This window comes from Pedobacter sp. GW456-11-11-14-TSB4, from assembly GCF_059424425.1.
On record NZ_JBWKZK010000001.1, the window covers coordinates 1,436,650 to 1,456,610 of the forward strand.

The following is a 19,961-nucleotide window of genomic DNA, read 5'->3' on the forward strand; positions in this document are numbered from 1 at the left end:
ACGTTAGTCGGGCTCTGCACTTCAATCTTTTACCCTAAATGTCCGCCGTGGCGGACATCTAGTAAAAGGATTTTCGCTGCGATCCCGTTTATAAAACTTGGGTAATTACTCCTATTTGCAGCTGCTTTATGCCTAGCCATAAATAGGAGTATAAACTTTTGTTCTTAAACCCGGTTGAAGTGGAAATCTCCCGATTTTTCATCGGGAATTGTAACGGAAAACGGGACAACAATTTCCTAAGAATTACTGCACATGCTTTTCAAAATAATTATGTCGCTTATTGTTTCTATCAAAATTCAATACCTATTTTACCTTAACTATCAACCATCAAGCAAAAAATAAATCACAAATAATTTGGAGGTTTAAAAAATCTACCATACTTTAGTGTATTATTTAACTAATACAGTAGCTAATGATTAAAATTAACGACCTAAATTTTGGATACAACAAGCACAAATTGTTATTCAAAAACTTGAGCATGCAATTGAGCAATGGTCACATTTATGGTTTATTAGGTAAAAACGGTGCTGGTAAATCAACCTTGTTAAAAAATTTGGCGGGTTTGGTTTATGCACAAAGTGGAACATTAGATGTTTTGGGCTATAATCCTGCCAAACGCCAACCCGCTTTATTGCAGCAAATCTGTTTTATCCCCGAAGAGTTTTATTTGCCATCGGTTAAAATTGATGCTTATGTAAAAGCAAATGCAGCTTTTTATCACCACTTTGATCATGCTTATTTTAGCACGCTACTAGCGGAATTTGATATCCCGGTAGGGCAGAAGTTGATAAACATGAGTTATGGGCAGAAGAAAAAATTAATCATCGCCTTTGGCTTAGCAACTAATGCCAAATTGATTATTATGGATGAGCCAACCAATGGATTAGATATTCCATCGAAAGCACAGTTTCGTAAAATTATGGCTTCTGCATTAACAGAAGATCGATGCATTATCATTTCAACACATCAGGTTAGAGATTTAGATAATTTAATTGATACGGTAATTATGGTAGATGAAAATAGCATTGCCTTAAAAGCATCAGTAGAAGAAATTACCAATAAACTTTGCTTTAAACGTGTTAAAGAAATGGATGACACTATAATTTATGCAGAGCCAAGTATGGCGGGTTACAACGCAGTGATGCCAAATTTTCATCAGGAAGATAGCAAGCTAGATTTAGAGTTGTTGTTTAACGCAGTGTTGGCAGAAAAAAATAAACTAAAACCAATTTTTAACTAAACCTAAACAAACATGAACAACACATATACTATACAACGTTTTGGGCTTTTGTTAAAGAGACAATGGCTAGAATTTGGCAAAATTTACTTAATTACATTAGGCGTTGCTGCAGGTGTAATTATTGCTTTTTATGGTTTCGCTTTGGTAGGTGTATTTACCGGTGAATATGCTTTTACAGCAAGATCATTCAGTTTTAGAGAGCCATTATTTTTGATCTTTGGCTTTCTATTTATAACGATAATTGCAAGTAACTATTTTGCCCATTTAGGTCAAAAACCAAAGGCGATTATTGATTTGCTGATACCGGCATCAACTTTTGAGAAATTTTTAACAGGTGTGTTCTTTGCTGGATTGCTGAGTACAATATGTTTTATTGCTATTTTTTATCTTACAGATTTAGCCTTTGTAGCAAAGGTTAAAACCCTTTCAGAAAACTCAAATTTAACAGCTTTGTATTTTTTCGAAAAAAATAATAGTGGCACAAGTTTCCTTCCATTATATGCTACACCTTTATTATTTACAAGCATATTTTTATTGGGGTCTATTTACTTTAATAAGTTCCACTACATTAAAACTGCAATTTCAGTAATGATCTTTTCTGGTTTATGGGCTTATCTTATTTATAAAGCTGGTGATACTTTATTTAGCAATAAGGTTTCTACAGTTAGTATGAACATGAATAGCAATACTAAGGATAATGTTGGAGTGTATATTTTTCTTTTATTAATGGCGCTAACAATTGTTTTTTGGACAATTACTTACGTTCGCCTTAAAGAAAAGGAAGTTTAATTTAATTGGTATAGATATGGAATTTAGAGACAATAAGGCAATATACCTTCAAATAGCTGAGTACGTTTGCGAGCATATTTTGCTTGGCAAATGGAAAACCGACGATAAAGTGCCATCGGTAAGGGAATTGGCAGTTGAATTAGAAGTAAACCCCAACACAGTGATGCGTACTTACGAACTGTTGCAAAATAAAAACATCATTACCAATAAAAGAGGGATCGGTTTTTTTGTTGCGGATGATGCCATAACACAGGTAAAAGCTTACCGAAAAACACAATTTATGGATGATGAGCTACCCGTAGTTTTTAGAAATGTGTATTTATTAAACATCAAGTTTGATGAACTGGAAGCTCGTTACAACACGTTTGTTAAAGAAAATTTTAATCCTTAAAGAAAATGAAGACAAGTAATAAAATATTAATAAGCTTTGCAGCAGCGCTTATTTTAATCCCAATTTTGGGCATGGTTTACACTTCTAAAGTATATTATAAAGATAGCAAAGATGTTAACCGTGTTGCTTATGAGAATAACACATTTAAATCACCTTCTGAAAATCTTTTAAGTACACCAATTTCTAAATCTTTTAATGCGGTTAACGTACAAGATGCTAAAGGTTATTTTTTAAATATCCGTTTAGTTGAGGACAAAGATTACGGTGTAAAAGTGCAGGAGAATTTAAAAAACACATTTACTTTTAATGTTGATGAGAATGGAACGTTACAGATCAGCGCTGCAGATAAAAAAAATGATGACAATAACTATGGTTGGATTATAATTTATGCGCCAAAAATTAATAATATAGCTGTAGCAAAAGCCGATGGAGTTGAATTAAGAGCAAACCAAGATTCATTAAATTTTAATGTTTCGAAATCAGGTAGGGTTAATTTTTCTTCAGATATGCAAGTGAGTAGCATAAATGTAAATGCCACAGATGTAAAGCTGATTAACATAGATAAAGACATAAAAAACGTGACTTTTACTTTAGCTAAAACTCCGCTATATTCTTCATTTGCTTCATTTGAAAACCTAAGTATTACGTCAGATTCTGAAGTAGAATTATTCGGCTCAGATAAAGAAGAAGCAAAATACAGCATCAAAAAATTAGTGATAAATACCAAAGGTGATGCAAACTTTAAAGTTGAAAATATTGCTATAGATAAATGCTCAGGTAGTTTCTCTGACCAGACCAAAGTGCAAATGCCAGCAGTAAATTTAAACCAAATGTATAAGAAGTAATAAGTTAACTCGTCATTGCGAACGCAGTGAAGCAATCTCCTGCTTGATGCAAAATAAACTTTAATAAGGAGATTGCCACAGCTAATGAAAAATTGGCTTCGCAATGACGATCACTAAAAATAATTCAAAATGATTTACTTAATAATAATTGCACTCATTTGTCTAATTTTTAATTGAGTTTTCTCAATGATTAATCTATATAGATGTTCTCTATACTTTAGCCTAATGATTATTTAAATCTCCGTATTTCGGATAAATTCAATGCTTGCTTTAATGTCCTTTGATAAAATCCGATCCGCATCATTAAATGAAACTACCTTTCGGTAATCGGCAATTAAATTTTCTATCAAAGGTGATGATTGCTCTGGTTTACGTAAATCTAATGCTTGGGCTGCAGTTAATAACTCAATCGCTAAAATTCGTTCTACATTATCGCAAATGCGTAAACATTTAGTAGCTGCATTTGCCCCCATGCTTACATGATCTTCTTGTCCGTTGCTACTTACAATGCTATCTACAGATGCTGGCGTACACAACTGCTTATTCTCACTTGCAATAGAAGCTGCGGTATATTGCGTAATCATTAAGCCAGAATTTAAGCCTGCATTTTTCACTAAAAACGGAGGCAAACCTCTTGTTCCAGAAATCAATTGAAAAGTTCTTCTTTCTGAAATAGAACCCAATTCGGCCAATGCAATACACAAAAAATCTAAGGTTATTGCCAATGGTTGTCCGTGAAAATTACCTGCAGAGATAATCAAATCCTCATCTGGGAAAACATTTGGATTATCAGTAACAGCATTCATTTCTATCTCAAAAACCGATTTGATATAGTTGATGCTATCTTTGCTGGCGCCATGCACTTGTGGTACGCATCTAAAAGAATATGGATCTTGAGTTTGTTTCCCTTTTCTCTCCATTAATTCACTTCCTTTTAGCCAATCAAAAACCTTAGCTGCGGTATCAATTTGGCCTGTATGTGGTCTAATCGCATGACTTAATGGTAAAAATGGGTCAATCCTACAATCAAAAGCATCTATTGAAATGGCTGAAATTGCATCGGCCCATGCCGAAAATTGTTGTGCTTTTAACAAACAGTAAGTTCCATAAGCGCTCATAAACTGTGTGCCATTAATTAAGGCCAAACCTTCTTTACTTTTTAAGGTTAAAGGTTGCCAATTTAATATTTCGTACAATTTAGCACTGCTGATTTTTTTGTTTTCGTACCAAACTTCTCCTTTGCCAATTAGCGGTAAAGCTAAGTGAGCTAAAGGAGCCAAATCTCCAGACGCACCTAAAGAACCCTGTATGTAAATTACCGGCAAAATATCAAGGTTATAAAATTCGATTAATCGTTCTACTGTGCTTAAAGCAATTGCAGAATGGCCATAACTTAATGATTGGATCTTCAACAAAATCATCAGCTTTACAATCTCTTTTGGCACCTCATTTCCTGTTCCACATGCGTGCGATAACAATAAGTTATGCTGCAGCTGGCTCAAATTTTCTGCTTCAATTTTTACATGCTGTAGATAGCCAAAGCCAGTATTAATACCGTAAATCGGGTTTTCATTTTCACTTAATTTATCATCTAAATACTTTCGGCACTTTATAATGCGTTCAATAGCTAGTGTAGATAAAGAAAGTTGTTTTTTCTCTGTTATAATTTGCTTAATTACACTAAGTGATAATTGGTAAGAACCAATTTGATAGTCTTTCATAAGATATATTTGGTCTCCAAAAGTATAAATAATGCTCAAATTTAACACAATCAGTTGTAACGATTGTTTGTAATGTTCACTATCCGATTTAATAATGACGAAATATATTGTTTTAGTTTTTGCTTTATTTGCCTTCCAATTTGCATTAAAGGCACAACAAATAGATACACTATCTATTACTTTAGAAAATGTAAAGTATGCCTATCCAGTTCAGTTTTTAAATTTAGTAGCCGACGGTGAGGATATTAGAATGGCCTATATGGATGTAAAGCCAATCGCAAAAAATAATGGCAAAACGGTAATGTTATTTCATGGCAAAAACTTTGGAGGTTATTATTGGTCGGAAGTGATTAAATCACTTTCTGCCGATGGTTATCGGGTAATTGTGCCAGATCAGATTGGTTTTGGTAAATCATCAAAACCATTTATACATTACAGTTTCCATCAATTAGCTACATGGAATAAAAAGCTATTAGATACTTTGGGCGTGCAAAAGGCAGCTGTTTTAGGGCATTCAATGGGTGGAATGTTGGCTACACGTTTCGCTTTGCTTTATCCAGAAAAAACAGAAAAATTGCTGTTAGAAAATCCGATAGGTTTAGAAGATTACAAAACTTTTGTGCCATATGTAAATACGCAGCAGCAGTATCAAACAGAGTTAAAAGCTACAGCAGAAAGTATTCAAAAATATTATCAAAGTTCTTATTTCACAGTGTGGAAAACAGCATACGATGAGTTGGTAAGAATTGCAGCTGGGGTAACTTTTAGTGCAGATTTTCCACGTTATGCAAAAGTGGCGGCCATGACCTTTACCATGATTTATGAGCAGCCTGTAGTATATGAATTTCAGAATATTAAAGTGCCAACTGTTTTGTTTATCGGTACAGAAGATAGAACGATTGTTGGTAAGGGTTTGTTAACACCAGATCAGCAAGCTATACATGGGCAATACCAATTATTGGGTAAACAAACTGCCGCCAAGATTTATGGTGCTAAATTAATTGAATTGGAGGGTATCGGACATATCCCGCATATTGAAAACCCTACAGAATTTTTGATTTTGTTGAAAGGCAGTTTGTTGTAATATCGGTGGTAATTCGCGTATAAACGTGAATCGTTATGCTATAAAACGTTAGCCTACTTCCGCTTTAAGATGCCCAGTCGAGCTGAGCATGACGAGACGTCAAAAGTTACTTTTTTAAAAGAAAATTTTATTGTACGGAACTTTTTTTCGTTGCCGTCATTTTGAGTGTGCTGGAAGACTTTCATTATTAATACTTCGACAAGCTCAGGATGACTCTTATTTGTTGTAATTTAATTATTTTCCAAAATCTCCAATTGTGTTAAAATATCATCTTCGGTTATCGGATATTGAATATCATTCACTATATTTTGATAAACCGCTTCAAAAATTGCTGGATAATTGCCTTTTTCAGATTCTACTAATTGAGTAACCCTACCGCCATCTTCAGTAACCAATGTCAATTTTCCAGAATCCGCTGGATTTTCAATGCCATAACCTTCATCTGTTGGTTTCATGTTTTTTAGGAGTTGAGCTTCTTGAACATCAGCATGGTTTTTGCTAAACGAACCCATCATCCCATTCACTACAAAAGCATCTTTAACATCAGCTACCAACATACTCGCCGTTAAAAAAACAGTCAATTCATTTGGGTAACTTAATTGAATGGCAAAATAATCATCCACTTTTGTGTTAACACGATTTTTGCTCAATATTTTATTGAATTTTAAAGGCTTGCCAAAAAGTGCTATTGCTTGGTCTAACAGATGTGGGCCCAAATCATACTGTAAGCCCGTGGCTTCAACTAATTCTTCTTTAAAAGCTTTTACACCAATCTCATTTCTGTATCGATCGTAACGGAAATGAACTTCAACTAGTTTGCCCAATTGTCCACTTTCAATTACCTTTTTAGTCGCATTAAAACCGCTATCATATCTCCTGTTTTGATAAACTAACGCTTTTTTGCCAACACTTTTTGCTAATGCAAATAGTTCTTTAGCTTGTTTCGTTGTTGCAGTAAATGGTTTCTCTACTAAAATATGTTTACCTGCATTTAAAGCTTGCTTGGCATATTCATAATGGGTATTGTTTGGGGTGTTGATGATCACCAAATCTATACTATCGTCTGCAATCAATTCGTCAACACTGTTGTAGCTTATAATATGCGGATAATCATTTTTAGCCAGCTTTTTAGTCCTTTCTACAATCCCTTTTAAATTAAAGCCGGGGTGTGTAGCAATAAATGGTGCGTGAAAAACTTTGCCCGACATGCCATAGGCCAATATTCCAGTGTTTATTTGAGGTTCCATATCACAAAGCTAAAAATTTGACTTATATGTGCGTTAAACTCTTTGTCATAAAACTATATTTGTATTATGAAGCCAGCAGAAATACATGCCAAATGGAAAGAACTACAGACAAAAATTTCTCAAGAATTTGATTCTGATACGCCAGATTTAAAGGTTATTCTGTTTTTAATTGGTGTTCAAGAGCTTGGTAAAGGCCCTGGTAAATATAGTAAAAGGCAAAAAGAGGAGTTGATGCACATTGCCACTTGTCGTTTGTTAAGCGAAATGGGTTTTTACGAATTGGAAGGATTAGACCAAGATGGTTGGCCACATTGGAAACTGGTAAAACCAGTTCCATCATATGCCTTAATGGAGCAAGAGTTGCTGCTTAAAGGTTTAGCAATAACTTATTTCGAAGATATCTATTCATAATTAATCTATTATCTCTCGATTTATAATCTATTTTAGATTTTTGGAATAGATTTCAGCTGAGCAGAGTCTGAAATAAATTCAGGGTGACCAAGATGTGGGTGCTTTGTCATGCTGAATTTATGTCAGCATCAACTTTATCACTTTGTTATAACAAGATATTAATAACACTTCAATTATTATCATCGCGTATACTCACCAAATACAACTTGTGTTTTTTCCATTGTGATTACTTTATAAAAAAAAAACCCTGAAGCAAATTAATGCAACAGGATTTGTTATTTATATAGGTAGATATAAATTTTTATTATTTGCCTTGTGTGGCAGCTTCTTTTTTCAATTGATCGTTTGCAACGATAACAATCTCAACTCTTCTGTTTTCTGCTCTACCAGCATCAGTAGCATTATCGCCAATTGGCTCAGCAAAACCTTTACCAATAGTAATTAAACGAGATGCAGGTACACCTTGAGAAACTGCGTAAGCTTTTACAGCAGCAGCTCTTTTTTCAGATAAGCCCATGTTATATTGCTCAGTACCGCGGCTATCAGTATGTCCAATAACTTTAATGTCAGTTCCTGGATATTGATTTAATGAACTTGCTAAAGATTGAATGTTTGTTTTAGCAGCATCTTTTAATGCAAACTTATCGAAGTCGAAAAGAATACCACTATCAAATTTTACAATGATACCTTCACCTTCGCGGATAACTTCAGCATTAGGAATCGCAGTTTGAATTTCTGCAGCTTGTTTATCCATACGTTTACCGATAAAACCACCTGCTGTACCACCAACTGCTGCGCCCAAAATAGCACCAACTGCTGTGTTTCCAGCTTTTTTGCCAATTAAACCACCAATTACGCCACCTGCTGCAGCACCAATTCCAGCTCCTTTTTGTGTATTAGTTAAACTATCGCAACCAGTAAAAGTCATTGCACCTACCGATAAAGCTATACTTAACGTTGCTATTTTAATTTTTGAAGTCATCATTTTATTCTTATTTAGTTAATGTTTACCTGTATTCAAACGTAGTGCCAATTGTTACAATTGATCATAATTAAAAATAATTAGCCTTTCAGAGCTCTATTCCTACTTTTAAATTAAAAGATTTATCTGCTTTAAATTAAAAATGGTCAATCAGATACCACAATTTGGGTACCTCATTGACCATAATTCTATACATTTATCTTTTAATACTTCTACTAGGGAAGAGCCGAGTATGAAAGTTTACTCAGAAAAATAGGCTTCTAATTCTTTTAACGAATTTTCATCAGTATAAAAATCTTTAATCACTATACCTTTTTCAAGCAATATAATTCTATCACAAACATCGGTTACGTGATTTAAATCATGACTAGAAATTAATGTTGTTAAACGCTGAGATGATTTCAAAGATTTAATATGAGATTTTAACCTAATCTGAGTAGTTGGATCTAAGTTTGCAAAAGGTTCATCTAATACCAATAACTCTGGCTTTTGCATTAGCGCTGCAGCAATACCCACTTTGTTTTGGTTACCCTTACTAAAATCGCGAATGTATTTGCCTCTATTTAGAATTTCTCCATTAAAAAATTCTTCGTACTGTTTTAAGTATTCATTTACATCAGCTATGCTTAAATTATTTAAGCTGCCAATAAAAATAAAATACTCTTCTGGCGTAAGGTAATCAATCAAAAAACCTTCATCTAAATATGAAGCAGTATAATTTTTCCACTCGCTGCTGCCTGCAACATTCACATCTTTAGATAAAATTTCGCCACTATCTGGCCTAATTAGATCTAATAACATTCTAAACATGGTGGTTTTACCAGCACCATTATTGCCCACTAAGCCAATGGTTTCACCAGCTTCAATCTTTAGGTCTTTGATATCTACAACGGTTCTGCCCGCGTATGATTTTTTTAGTTCTTTAAATGCTAACATCATATTATTCTCTAAAGCCTTCGGCTATTTTATATCGTTGTTTTTCAAATTTTTTAACAATTAAATCTATCCAGAAATTTCTCATCAACAAGGTTATTAAACCAAAGGCGCCAAGTGCTGTTAAACCCCAATAAGGTTTATCTAAAAAGGTAAATGGTAAGTAAATCGCAAATGGAATCAATAATAATGGGAAACCTAAAATCCACTGTGTGGCTCCAACTCCTTGCCAATTGAAACTAGCGCTTTTGGTAATGTCCAGTCGTTTGTAATTCATGGTGGCAAAATAAAGTACAATTACTGTGGCAAAGCCGATGTTATATAAATAGGCAGCCAAGTGCAAAAGCAACAATTTATAGCTCATAAAACCATAAAAACTTGCTAACAAGGTAATGATTGTACAGCTGATTGTAAAGAGTAAGAATTTAGCTTTAATGAAATTTTTAATATCTATTTTGTTAATTAACAAACCATCAAAGTGGGTACTCTGCCAAGCAAACATGAACTGACCATAAGTAATTACCGTTATACCTGTCATAAAAACTGCTGCAAAAAGCATCATGCCAAACTGGTTACCATTTATTAAAGGCATGCGGTAAAAGAAGAGCCCATAAAATAAAAACATAAAGCCCATCACTACCGAACCACGAGAACGTTTGTGCCTTAAAATTAATTTTAATTCTAATGCAGCCAACTCTCCAACTTTACCAAAACGATTTAAAAACGCATAATCTGTACTTACTTTTTTATCATCTTTAGTGCTTAACTCTTCGGTATATAGGTTAGAGCGAAGATAAATGGAGTTGATGTAGAAAATGGCTAAGGCTGCAATCGTAAAAACTAAACCTAATAAAGGTAATTTTACAACTGCCATAAAAATATAGTTAGAGGCAGCTCTAACAGAAACAATATTGTAATAATCTAATGCTGCAAAAATGGCTACAAAACCAATAATGCTGGCAAAATACGCGATATTATTGATAGCCTTGCGCTTTAAGTAAAGCACCAAATAATTGTTAAATACGGTGAGTGAAATTATGGAGACAACATACATTAAACTTGTTAAAGCACCATATGTACCGCCTATTTTAATAATACTAAAAGGAATAAAGATAAATAATGGTAAAAAGTTAAAAAACGTAAATAACGATTTGATGTTAAGGAAATTAACAAGGGTGCTTTTTTTGATCTTTAAGTGTAAGTAAGGTACAATACTTAACGTAGGTAAATCTTGCATTTGTGTTCTTATGGCTAAATCGAAAAGAAAATAATACAGAATAAAACCATTAAAAATTTGAACTACATCTCTACCGGGAAAAAATTTATCGATCATAAAGGGCATTCCAAATCCAACTGCAATGGCCACTACCAAAAAGTAGAGCATAAAAAATCCGAGGACAAGCTGTGCAACTATGCTACCCGCTTTGTTCCGGCTTCGCCAAAAATCTTTCCATTGGTGACTTAAAAATGTACTTAGCATATTAATAATTGTATTTGTTTTTCCAATTCTGTTTCAATTTTTCTCTTAATTTATCCTCTGCCGGATTTTTACCCGGATCATATAGTTTCGTGCCACCTAAACCCTCAGGAAAATATTCCTGTTCAGAGAAATTACCCTCATATCCATGCGCATATTGGTAATCTTTTCCATAGCCTATGTTTTTCATCAACTTTGTTGGCGCATTACGTATATGCAATGGGACTGGTAAATTGCCAGTTTGTTTCACCAAAGCCTGTGCTTTATTTATAGCCTCATAACTTGCGTTGCTCTTAACGCTTGATGCCAAGTAGGTTACGCATTGCGAAAGAATTATCCTAGATTCAGGAAAACCGATTACATTAACCGCTGTAAAACAATTGTTAGCTAATAACAACGCGTTAGGATTGGCGTTTCCTATATCCTCTGATGCTAAAATTAACAACCTTCGGGCAATAAATAAAGGGTCTTCTCCACCTTCAATCATCCTCGCTAACCAATAAACCGCTGCATTTGGGTCGCTACCGCGAATAGATTTTATAAATGCCGAAATGATATCATAATGCTGCTCTCCAGCTTTGTCATAAAGTGCTAAATTCTGCTGTGCATGGGCGAGAACATTCTCATTGGTTAGTTCAATTTTATTACCACCAATGCCATTTATAGCAATTTCTAAAACATTTAACAGCTTACGAGCATCTCCGCCAGATAATCGAATTAATGCTTCGTGTTCCTTAATTTTTATTTGCTTCTCTTTTAAAACAACATCTTTTTCAATCGCAGTTTGTAATAAGCCCGCTAATTCATCTTCAGTTAAATTCTGTAAAATGTAAACTTGGCATCGCGATAGCAAAGCGGAAATGACTTCGAAACTTGGGTTTTCTGTAGTCGCACCAATTAAAGTAACTAAACCTCTTTCTACTGCACCTAATAAGCTGTCTTGCTGCGATTTGCTGAAACGGTGGATCTCATCGATAAACAATATTGGTAAGCCTAAAAAACTGTCTTTTAATGCGGCGGCTTTATCAATTACCTCACGAATATCCTTAACACCAGAATTTATGGCACTTAAGTTAAAAAATGGTCTGTCTAAATTCGTAGAAATGATAGTGGCTAAAGTAGTTTTGCCTACTCCGGGTGGGCCCCAAAATATCATTGACGGTAACTGACTACTCTCAATCGCCTTGCGCAAAACCGCATCTGGGCCAACCAAATGCTTTTGTCCAACATATTCGTCCAGATTTTGAGGGCGCATCCGTTCTGCTAATGGCGGTAGGTTTTGCATAAGATAAAGATAGGGATTTTAGGGAAACCGCAAAGAAGCTAAGAATGCAAAGAAATAGCGGCAAGTTTAAAACTGTCATGCTGAGTGTAGTCGAAGCTCAAACAAAGTCTTCTACTACTCTCATACTGACAAAAAGAAAAAAATAAAATCTTCTGCCTAAATTCGTAACCCAATCAATCTAAATCTTCAACTTTAGAACTTTACCTATCGGCTGGTGTCTCACCTGCCGAAATTTATTGCCTTGGTTCGTGTCTCCACAAACCAAAATTTTAATATCAATCACCCAACACTAGGTTTAGGCTTCTTTTTAAAAAACTTTCTTTTCTTAACATGAGGTTTTTTCTCTACATCAACAACACCTTCTTTCGGCGCTTCGCCTAAATGTTCTGGCAAAGCGATACGATCTATTTGGCGCTCAATTAATTTCTCAATATTGGCCAATTTGCGTTTGTCTTTGTTGTTCACAAAAGTAATTGCAGTTCCGGTTGTGGCAGCTCTAGCCGTTCTACCAATTCTATGGATATAATCTTCTGGGTCTTGAGGCGCATCAAAGTTGATCACCAAATCAATTCCCGTAACATCAATACCTCTACTTAAAACATCAGTACCAATCAAAACATCAAGCTTGCTATTTTTAAAATCTAGCATAATTGCTTCACGTTCCTTTTGCTCCAAATCGCTATGAAAAGCAGCAACTTTCTGACCTAATTTTTTAAAAACCTTACCAAGCTCTTTTACCTTTTCTTTTCGCCCTGCAAAAACAATAATACGTTTGTAAGTTGCTGGTTTTAAAATTTCGGTTAGTAAAGGCACTTTTTGCTCATCATGCACCATATAAACTTGCTGGTTAATTCCTTCAGCAGGTTTAGAAATGGCCAAACTAATATTTTCAGGTTCGTTTAATAATTTAGCAGCCAGCGTCCTAATTTTTGGTGGCATTGTAGCCGAAAACATTACCGTTTGGCGTTCTTTAGGCAAATATCCAACAATTTTCATGATGTCTTCGTAAAAGCCCATATCCAGCATTCGGTCTGCCTCATCTAAAACCAAATATTTTAGTTTATCCATTTTCAACACACCCGATGAAAGATGAGCAATCAATCTTCCCGGAGTTGCAATGATAATATCTACTCCTTCACGCATCGAGCGCTTTTGTTGTTCGTAAGCAATGCCATCGCCACCGCCAAAAACCGTTAACGAACTAATGTTAGTAAAATATGAAAGCGCTTCAACCTGTAAATCAATCTGTTGTGCGAGTTCACGCGTTGGTGTTAAAATTAAAGTGGTGTTATGTCTATCATCATCTGCCGTTAGCATATTCATAATAGGCAATAAAAAAGCGCCAGTTTTTCCGGTACCCGTTTGGGCACAGGCAATTAAATCTTTATGAGCTAAAATTAGCGGAATTGCCTGTTGTTGTATAGGCGTAGCGTTTTTAAAACCCATTGCCAATAAACCCTCTAAAAGTTCGGGGTTAAAATTAAAATCTTTGAAATCCAATATGTTGTCTTGTAAATAATGGTGTAAATTACCTTAATTTACGAGTAAAAGCAAATTACGTATTTAAGTTAATGGATTTGAAAAGCAATTTCACAACTTTTATTAATGTTAGTCCTGCTCTCACTCCAATCTTTTAGCCCCAATTGCTCCTTTCCATCCCTGGTAAAAGTATTTCCGTTAAATCAGGTTTAGTTAACTTACGCTTGTTTAAGTAACCACGTATTCTTACCAAATGCCAAAAAAACACAAATCATGCTATTGATAAAGTTTTTTTATCCGATGAATATTACAGCTTTATAAGTTTCATCGGATGACTAAGGAGAATATTAACCTTATTTCGATTATTATTAATTTTTTAAAATCTTGTTCTATTGCATCTATACTTAGCCATCCCGTCATGCTGAATTTATTTCAGCATCTTTCATGCAATAAAGACCCTGAAATAAATTCAGGGTGACGACCGTGTTAGCTTAAAGTATATTAATGGCATAAACAAGTATTTATTAATCGAACTCCTCAGGTTATTAGCTATTTTATGATTCTCGCATATGCGGGAATGACGGAGCCTCCGATTTATCTTTATAATTTATCTCTTTTTCGTATCAGCATAACCGAATACCTTTTGCAATAAGCCGGTACTTCTAGCGCTAATGTTATCTCTAATTTTTAACTCTTCTTGTGCAACTTGTATAAACATGCCTTCAATTGCTTTCTGAGCAACATAATTAGATAAATCTGTATTAACAGGTTTTACAAAAGGTACTTTATTGTATGCGGTGGCAGCATCAGTCCAATATCGTGTTGCGCCAACTTTGCTCAAGCTATTGGTAATAACTGGAGAGAATTTTTGCATCAGCTCTGCTGTAGTAACTCTTTTAAAATATTGTGTTGCGGCATCTTTATTACCTAAAAGAATGTTTGTTGCATCAGTAATGGTCATTTGTTTAATTGCAGCTACAAAAATCGGCTTTGCTTCTTTTGCTGCATCTTCTGCTGCACGATTGATGCTTAAAATCACATTATCTGCAAGAGAATTTAAACCTACACTTCGTAGTGTTTTTTCTACTTTTTGTGCTTCAGTAGGGAAGAGAATTTTAACTGCCATGTTGCCAAAAAAACCATCCTTTGCCGATAGTTTAGCCGCACCTTGTGAAGTGCCAATTTCTAAAGCCTGTTTAATTCCTTGTCCAATTTCTAAGCTTGTTGGTGTGCCGCCAGCTGGTATTTGCTTTAAAATATTGCCAATCGTGTTCTGACTTTGAACATCGCAACTGCTTAAACAAATCAAGGCAAAAGCGCTAAAATATAATCCAATTCTATTCATCTGTGTTTTAATTTTATTGAGGTTTAAATTTCCTAATACAATTATACGCAAATCTGCTGCCACTAATTTAAGCTTGAGCTATTTTAACATTATCGAGCTTTTGCCACGTCTTATCAAAAAATATTTTTTATACTTGAAGAACATTTAGCCGATTACCGAATTTTGAAGTTTATAAAGAACAGCTCTAAAATAAATGAGCAAGACGATCTTACGCTCATTGCCGCTTATCAAAAAAGTGGCGATTTAGGATTGTTAGGTACGCTTTACAATAAATATATGCATTTGGTGTTTGGTGTTTGTTTTAATTACTTTAAAGATGAGGAGCAGAGCAAAGATGCTGTAATGCAAATTTTTGAAGAATTGGTGGTGAAACTTAAAGTTCATCAGGTGCAAAACTTTAAAAGTTGGCTGCATGTATTGTCTCGAAACCATTGTTTAATGGCCTTACGCAAGTCGGCAAAAAACCCGACAGTAGCCATGGAAGATAATTTTGTGGAAAATGGAGATTTTGTGCATCTTGATATCGACGATACAAAAGAAACGCAATTAACCATAATGGAAAAATGCATGGAAACCTTAACTGAAGAGCAAAGGAGAAGTGTAGATTTATTTTATTTGCAAGAAAAGTGTTATAAGGAAGTAGCCGATATAACGGGTTATGATATGCTTAAAGTAAAAAGTTATATCCAGAACGGGAAGAGGAATTTAAAAATTTGTATTGAAAAAAACAGTGAGCTATAACGAGTGGTTAGATATTGATGTGTTAGAAGATTACCTTGATGGTAAACTTGATGCCAAAGCTATGCACCGAGTTGAAAAACTTTCGCTCGAAGATCCATTCGTGGCCGAGGCTCTGGCTGGTTTAAGTCAATCGCCCAAAAGAACGCAAACATTATCGCTTTTACAGAAACAACTGGCAGAACGAATTGCGCAAAAACCAATTGTAAAGAAAAGGTGGGCAATTACATCTCAACGTTTGAGCATTGCTTCTGCTGCTGCAGTACTTTTTATTGCGGTATGTATTTTATTTTGGATGAAAGGTAGCAAGCGACAACAAATGCTAGCTGCAAATGAATCTAAAAAGGTGGATGTTACGATTGCTCCACAAGTTGCTAAAGAAAAAACAGATACAAATTCTGTTATTACCGAGGAAACTATTGTTGCAAAACCAATTATTGCTAAATCAATCCCAAAAAAAGAAGCGGATAAGACTGAATTGATTAAAAATGCTCCAATTGTTGCTGCAACTGATCAGCCAATTGTAGCCAGTGCACCTGTTGCGTCTCGTATAGCCGAGCAAAAAGCTGCTAATCAAGAGTTAGAAGAAATTACGGTATCTAAAGAAAAGAAACAAGTACAAACAAGGGCCGCGGTAACAGCTTTACCTAGCAAAGCCGAAGGAATTATGCCAGGTCAGTTTACGGGTAAGGTAGTTTCGAAGGATACGGGCATGCCTATACAAGGTGCCATTGTAAGATTAGAAGGCGCTGATAGAGGAACTACAACAGATAGAAATGGAGAATTTAAATTAGTAGCAGATAGTTCACAAAACCAAAAATTAACAGTAGGTTTTTCTGGCTTTTCTACAACAGAAGTAGGTGCAAAATCTAATCAGCCTGTTAATGTTATTTTAGAGGTTAATAAAAATTCTTTAATTACAATCGTTGCCTCAAAAAATAATGTTTCACCATTGGGCGGATGGGATAATTATCAAAAATATTTAAAAGCCAATCATAAATTTTTAAAACTTACAACAGCAAAAACTGAAATAGAACTTAGTTTTTCAATTAAAAAGGATGGCTCAGTTAGCTCGATAAAAGTTATTCAATCAGCAGATAAAGCGAAAGATAAAGAAGCTATCCGCTTGCTAAAAGATGGCCCTAAATGGATTTTTTTACCTAATACTGCAAATTTAGGCCAAATTAAATTTAGCTTTTAAACAAAAAGGGATGTACAAATTTTGCACATCCCTTTTTTATTTATGTTTAGGTTAAATTATAAATCAAAAGCAGATTTTACTTTCTCTACAAAGTCTAATTTCTCCCAAGTAAATAATTCTACAGTAACTGTTTTTTCTTCGCCATTTGGGGTTCTAAAAGTTTTAGTAACTGTTTCAGGCTTACGTCCCATGTGTCCATAAGCAGCAGTTTCGCTGTAAATTGGGTTTCTTAATTTTAAACGTTGCTCAATAAAATACGGACGCATATCAAAAAGATCTTCTACAATTCTAGCAATCTCGCCGTCGGTTTTATTTACTTTACCCGTTCCATAAGTGTTAATGTAAATACCCATTGGTTTTGCAACACCTATAGCGTAAGAAACCTGAACTAAAATTTCATCAGCTAGGCCAGCAGCTACTAAATTTTTAGCTATATGACGTGTAGCATAAGCCGCACTTCTATCTACCTTACTTGGATCTTTACCTGAAAACGCACCACCACCATGAGCACCTTTACCTCCGTAAGTATCAACAATGATTTTTCTTCCAGTTAAACCTGTATCGCCATGTGGGCCACCAATTACAAATTTACCAGTAGGGTTAATGTGGTACTGAATTTTATCGTTAAACAAATGCGCATATTGCGGATTGTTTTTAATAATTCTTGGAATAAGAATGCTTACTAAATCTTGCTTAATTTTAGCTAACATTTTGCCTTCTTCATCAAAATCATCATGTTGAGTAGAAATTACAATGGCATCAATACGAACTGGTTTATTGTTATCATCATATTCTAAAGTAACTTGAGATTTTGCATCAGGACGTAAATAAGTAATTTCATTATTTTCACGTCTTAATACAGCAAGTTCTTGCAATAATTTGTGCGAAAGATCTAAAGCCAAAGGCATATAGTCATCGGTTTCATTAGTTGCGTAACCAAACATCATACCTTGGTCGCCAGCACCTTGCTCTTCTTTAGTAGTTCTATCTACACCTTGGTTAATGTCTTGAGATTGCTCATGTATAGCAGATAAAATTCCGCAAGAGTTAGCCTCAAACATGTATTCGCTTTTAGTGTAACCAATTTTTTTGATTACATCTCTAGCAATTTGCTGTACATCTAAGTAAGTTTTCGATTTTACCTCACCAGCTAAAATTACTTGTCCGGTAGTTACCAAAGTTTCGCAAGCCACCTTTGATTCGGTATCGAACGCTAAGAAATTATCAATTAGTGCGTCTGAGATTTGATCTGCAATTTTATCAGGGTGACCTTCTGAAACAGATTCTGATGTAAATAAATATGACATTTTAAATATTTAATTTAATGATAATTAAAATGCAATCTGATCCTAAAAACAGGCGGTAAAAGGAAGTGTTGTAAGGTTAGCACTTTTTTTTACGTGGTTGCAATCCAGCTATAATTCAATAGCAACGCAAATCAGTCCACTTTAACGCTGCAAAATTACTATATATATTATTAATAGTCAAAAAATATCGATTATTTTGTGAATTCATAAATCAAGGCAAATTGTTAAAGGCAAACATTTTATTTATTATCAATCCGATTTCTGGCGGTAAAAAAAAGTATAAGATACCTTCGGTAATAGATATCTATCTAGATAAAGATAAATTTAATGCTAATTTTAGCTTTACGGAGTATATAGGCCATGCATCAGAAATTGCCGAAGAGGCTGCTAACAAGAATTTCGATATCATAGTTGCAGTTGGTGGAGACGGAACTATTAATGAAGTTGCACCTATTGTAATGAAGCTAAACAAAACCCTTGGCATTATTCCTTTTGGTTCGGGTAATGGCTTAGCAAGGTATCTGAAAATACCTATGGATACCAAAAAAGCCATCCAGGTTATCAATACATTTAATACCCAGGTAATAGATGCTGCTAAACTTAATAACCGTTATTTCTTTAACATGGCAGGGATGGGTTTCGATGCACACATCAGTTCTGTTTTTGCGGGTAAAAAGGGGAGAGGTTTAAAAGGATATATTGAAATGTTTTTAAAGGAAATGAATTCTTACAAACCTCAAAACTATCAAATTGAGATAGATGGAAAATATTTAGAAAGAAAAGCTTACGTAATAAGTGTTGCAAATTCTTCTCAATATGGAAATAATGTTCACATCTCTCCAAAATCATCTTTAACAGACGGATTATTGGATTTATGTATTGTAAAACCATTCCCCCTATATAAATTGCCTATTTTAGCTTACCAAATGATTCGTAAAACCACAGATCAGCATGATATGGTAGAAATTATTAGAGGAAAAAAAATTACAATAACACGCCAAGCAGAAGATTCTATCCACCTTGATGGTGAGCCCTTTATAATGGGGCAAAAAATTGAAATAGAGGTAATGCCGGCAGCCTTAACAATTATTACAAAGTAGAAAATTCGTATAGTGATGAAAAACCCAAAGAAAAAAGTTATAAATGATTTTGGTGGAATAATGTATTCTACAGATCCAACTTTCGAATATCAAGATGATACACTATCTACTGATGAAAAATTACCAAATAACCAGCAAGATTTACGCGTAACGCTAGATAGAAAAAATAGAGGCGGTAAAGCAGTTACCTTAATAACCGGTTTTAGAGGTAGTGATGACGATTTGCAAGTATTGGCTAAAATGCTAAAAACTAAATGTGGTGTTGGTGGCGCAGCTAAAGATAACGAAATTTTAATTCAAGGTGATTTTAGAGATAAAGTGATTTTAATGCTACAAAAAGAAGGCTTCAAAGTAAAAAAATCTGGCGGTTAAATAGTATATTAATC

General features: G+C 34.5%; 19 protein-coding genes. 10 read left to right on the plus strand and 9 right to left on the minus strand.

The genetic code is table 11. The features are described from left to right. The first annotated feature begins 412 nt into the window (after positions 1-412). From AC07XU_RS06440 to AC07XU_RS06455, 4 genes are read left to right on the plus strand one after another with little or no spacing between them, the layout of a single operon-like run. Positions 413-1,240 carry an ABC transporter ATP-binding protein gene (locus AC07XU_RS06440; RefSeq protein ID WP_494942795.1) on the plus strand — a complete coding sequence of 276 codons (828 nt, stop codon included), beginning with the start codon at positions 413-415 and terminating at the stop codon, positions 1,238-1,240. A 12-nt stretch (positions 1,241-1,252) separates the two neighbouring features. Continuing rightward, complete coding sequence (locus AC07XU_RS06445) at positions 1,253-2,029, plus strand: hypothetical protein (RefSeq protein ID WP_494942796.1); 777 nt, start codon at positions 1,253-1,255, stop codon at positions 2,027-2,029. Between the two features lie 16 nt (positions 2,030-2,045). Further along, complete coding sequence (locus AC07XU_RS06450) at positions 2,046-2,420, plus strand: GntR family transcriptional regulator (RefSeq protein WP_136875859.1); 375 nt, start codon at positions 2,046-2,048, stop codon at positions 2,418-2,420. Between the two features lie 5 nt (positions 2,421-2,425). After that, a complete protein-coding gene (locus tag AC07XU_RS06455; RefSeq protein WP_494942797.1) occupies positions 2,426-3,265 on the plus strand; it encodes a GIN domain-containing protein in 840 nt (279 codons plus the stop codon). Between the two features lie 233 nt (positions 3,266-3,498). Here the strand turns inward: AC07XU_RS06455 and hutH are convergent, their stop codons facing one another. Next, positions 3,499-4,986 carry a histidine ammonia-lyase gene (hutH, locus tag AC07XU_RS06460; RefSeq protein WP_494942798.1) on the minus strand — a complete coding sequence of 496 codons (1,488 nt, stop codon included), beginning with the start codon at positions 4,984-4,986 and terminating at the stop codon, positions 3,499-3,501. Between the two features lie 94 nt (positions 4,987-5,080). Here hutH and AC07XU_RS06465 point away from each other — a divergent pair, with 94 nt between their 5' ends. Beyond that, on the plus strand, positions 5,081-6,070 hold the full coding sequence (locus AC07XU_RS06465; RefSeq protein WP_494942799.1) for an alpha/beta fold hydrolase: 990 nt from the start codon (positions 5,081-5,083) through the stop codon (positions 6,068-6,070). Between the two features lie 230 nt (positions 6,071-6,300). Here AC07XU_RS06465 and AC07XU_RS06470 read toward each other — a convergent pair whose 3' ends face one another. Continuing rightward, on the minus strand, positions 6,301-7,317 hold the full coding sequence (locus AC07XU_RS06470) for a Gfo/Idh/MocA family oxidoreductase (protein WP_494942800.1): 1,017 nt from the start codon (positions 7,315-7,317) through the stop codon (positions 6,301-6,303). Positions 7,318-7,383: 66 nt separating this feature from the next. Here AC07XU_RS06470 and AC07XU_RS06475 point away from each other — a divergent pair, with 66 nt between their 5' ends. Further along, on the plus strand, positions 7,384-7,728 hold the full coding sequence (locus tag AC07XU_RS06475) for a hypothetical protein (RefSeq protein WP_494942801.1): 345 nt from the start codon (positions 7,384-7,386) through the stop codon (positions 7,726-7,728). A 304-nt stretch (positions 7,729-8,032) separates the two neighbouring features. Here AC07XU_RS06475 and AC07XU_RS06480 read toward each other — a convergent pair whose 3' ends face one another. From AC07XU_RS06480 to AC07XU_RS06505, 6 genes are all read right to left on the minus strand, one after another. After that, the gene (locus tag AC07XU_RS06480; RefSeq protein WP_494942802.1) at positions 8,033-8,713 is read right to left on the minus strand and encodes a YiaD family glycine zipper/OmpA-like lipoprotein; all 681 of its coding nucleotides are present in this window, start codon (positions 8,711-8,713) and stop codon (positions 8,033-8,035) included. A 237-nt stretch (positions 8,714-8,950) separates the two neighbouring features. Further along, entirely contained in the window at positions 8,951-9,649 is a 699-nt protein-coding gene (locus AC07XU_RS06485) for an ABC transporter ATP-binding protein (RefSeq protein WP_494942803.1), read from the minus strand. Between the two features lies 1 nt (position 9,650). Further along, complete coding sequence (locus AC07XU_RS06490; protein ID WP_494942804.1) at positions 9,651-11,123, minus strand: DUF5687 family protein; 1,473 nt, start codon at positions 11,121-11,123, stop codon at positions 9,651-9,653. Between the two features lies 1 nt (position 11,124). Continuing rightward, entirely contained in the window at positions 11,125-12,405 is a 1,281-nt protein-coding gene (locus AC07XU_RS06495) for a replication-associated recombination protein A (RefSeq protein WP_494942805.1), read from the minus strand. Between the two features lie 279 nt (positions 12,406-12,684). Next, positions 12,685-13,905, minus strand: coding sequence for a DEAD/DEAH box helicase (locus tag AC07XU_RS06500; protein WP_494942806.1), 1,221 nt, complete (start codon positions 13,903-13,905; stop codon positions 12,685-12,687). A 586-nt stretch (positions 13,906-14,491) separates the two neighbouring features. Beyond that, on the minus strand, positions 14,492-15,229 hold the full coding sequence (locus tag AC07XU_RS06505) for a DUF4197 domain-containing protein (protein WP_494942807.1): 738 nt from the start codon (positions 15,227-15,229) through the stop codon (positions 14,492-14,494). A 162-nt stretch (positions 15,230-15,391) separates the two neighbouring features. On the opposite strand from AC07XU_RS06505, the gene AC07XU_RS06510 reads away from it, so the two are divergent. Then, complete coding sequence (locus AC07XU_RS06510; RefSeq protein ID WP_494942808.1) at positions 15,392-15,970, plus strand: RNA polymerase sigma factor; 579 nt, start codon at positions 15,392-15,394, stop codon at positions 15,968-15,970. Continuing rightward, on the plus strand, positions 15,948-17,168 hold the full coding sequence (locus AC07XU_RS06515) for a carboxypeptidase-like regulatory domain-containing protein (protein ID WP_494942809.1): 1,221 nt from the start codon (positions 15,948-15,950) through the stop codon (positions 17,166-17,168). The genes AC07XU_RS06510 and AC07XU_RS06515 overlap by 23 nt, the downstream gene beginning before the upstream one ends. Positions 17,169-17,224: 56 nt before the next feature. On the opposite strand, the gene metK is transcribed toward AC07XU_RS06515, so the two are convergent. Continuing rightward, entirely contained in the window at positions 17,225-18,475 is a 1,251-nt protein-coding gene (gene metK, locus AC07XU_RS06520; protein ID WP_494942810.1) for a methionine adenosyltransferase, read from the minus strand. Between the two features lie 221 nt (positions 18,476-18,696). Between metK and AC07XU_RS06525 the strand changes: the two genes are divergently transcribed. Both AC07XU_RS06525 and AC07XU_RS06530 read left to right on the plus strand, forming a co-directional pair. Next, positions 18,697-19,575, plus strand: coding sequence for a diacylglycerol/lipid kinase family protein (locus tag AC07XU_RS06525; RefSeq protein WP_494942811.1), 879 nt, complete (start codon positions 18,697-18,699; stop codon positions 19,573-19,575). 15 nt (positions 19,576-19,590) lie between these two features. Further along, a complete protein-coding gene (locus AC07XU_RS06530) occupies positions 19,591-19,947 on the plus strand; it encodes a translation initiation factor (protein ID WP_494942812.1) in 357 nt (118 codons plus the stop codon). Positions 19,948-19,961 lie beyond the last annotated feature (14 nt).

Excerpts from the sequence above, each read along its gene's own strand:
- AC07XU_RS06440 (WP_494942795.1), top strand. The coding sequence starts at position 413 with ATGATTAAAATTAACGACCTAAATTTTGGATACAACAAGCACAAATTG.
- AC07XU_RS06445 (WP_494942796.1), top strand. The coding sequence starts at position 1,253 with ATGAACAACACATATACTATACAACGTTTTGGGCTTTTGTTAAAGAGA.
- AC07XU_RS06450 (WP_136875859.1), top strand. The coding sequence starts at position 2,046 with ATGGAATTTAGAGACAATAAGGCAATATACCTTCAAATAGCTGAGTAC.
- AC07XU_RS06455 (WP_494942797.1), top strand. The coding sequence starts at position 2,426 with ATGAAGACAAGTAATAAAATATTAATAAGCTTTGCAGCAGCGCTTATT.
- hutH (WP_494942798.1), bottom strand. The coding sequence starts at position 4,986 with ATGAAAGACTATCAAATTGGTTCTTACCAATTATCACTTAGTGTAATT.
- AC07XU_RS06465 (WP_494942799.1), top strand. The coding sequence starts at position 5,081 with ATGACGAAATATATTGTTTTAGTTTTTGCTTTATTTGCCTTCCAATTT.
- AC07XU_RS06470 (WP_494942800.1), bottom strand. The coding sequence starts at position 7,317 with ATGGAACCTCAAATAAACACTGGAATATTGGCCTATGGCATGTCGGGC.
- AC07XU_RS06475 (WP_494942801.1), top strand. The coding sequence starts at position 7,384 with ATGAAGCCAGCAGAAATACATGCCAAATGGAAAGAACTACAGACAAAA.
- AC07XU_RS06480 (WP_494942802.1), bottom strand. The coding sequence starts at position 8,713 with ATGATGACTTCAAAAATTAAAATAGCAACGTTAAGTATAGCTTTATCG.
- AC07XU_RS06485 (WP_494942803.1), bottom strand. The coding sequence starts at position 9,649 with ATGATGTTAGCATTTAAAGAACTAAAAAAATCATACGCGGGCAGAACC.
- AC07XU_RS06490 (WP_494942804.1), bottom strand. The coding sequence starts at position 11,123 with ATGCTAAGTACATTTTTAAGTCACCAATGGAAAGATTTTTGGCGAAGC.
- AC07XU_RS06495 (WP_494942805.1), bottom strand. The coding sequence starts at position 12,405 with ATGCAAAACCTACCGCCATTAGCAGAACGGATGCGCCCTCAAAATCTG.
- AC07XU_RS06505 (WP_494942807.1), bottom strand. The coding sequence starts at position 15,229 with ATGAATAGAATTGGATTATATTTTAGCGCTTTTGCCTTGATTTGTTTA.
- metK (WP_494942810.1), bottom strand. The coding sequence starts at position 18,475 with ATGTCATATTTATTTACATCAGAATCTGTTTCAGAAGGTCACCCTGAT.
- AC07XU_RS06530 (WP_494942812.1), top strand. The coding sequence starts at position 19,591 with ATGAAAAACCCAAAGAAAAAAGTTATAAATGATTTTGGTGGAATAATG.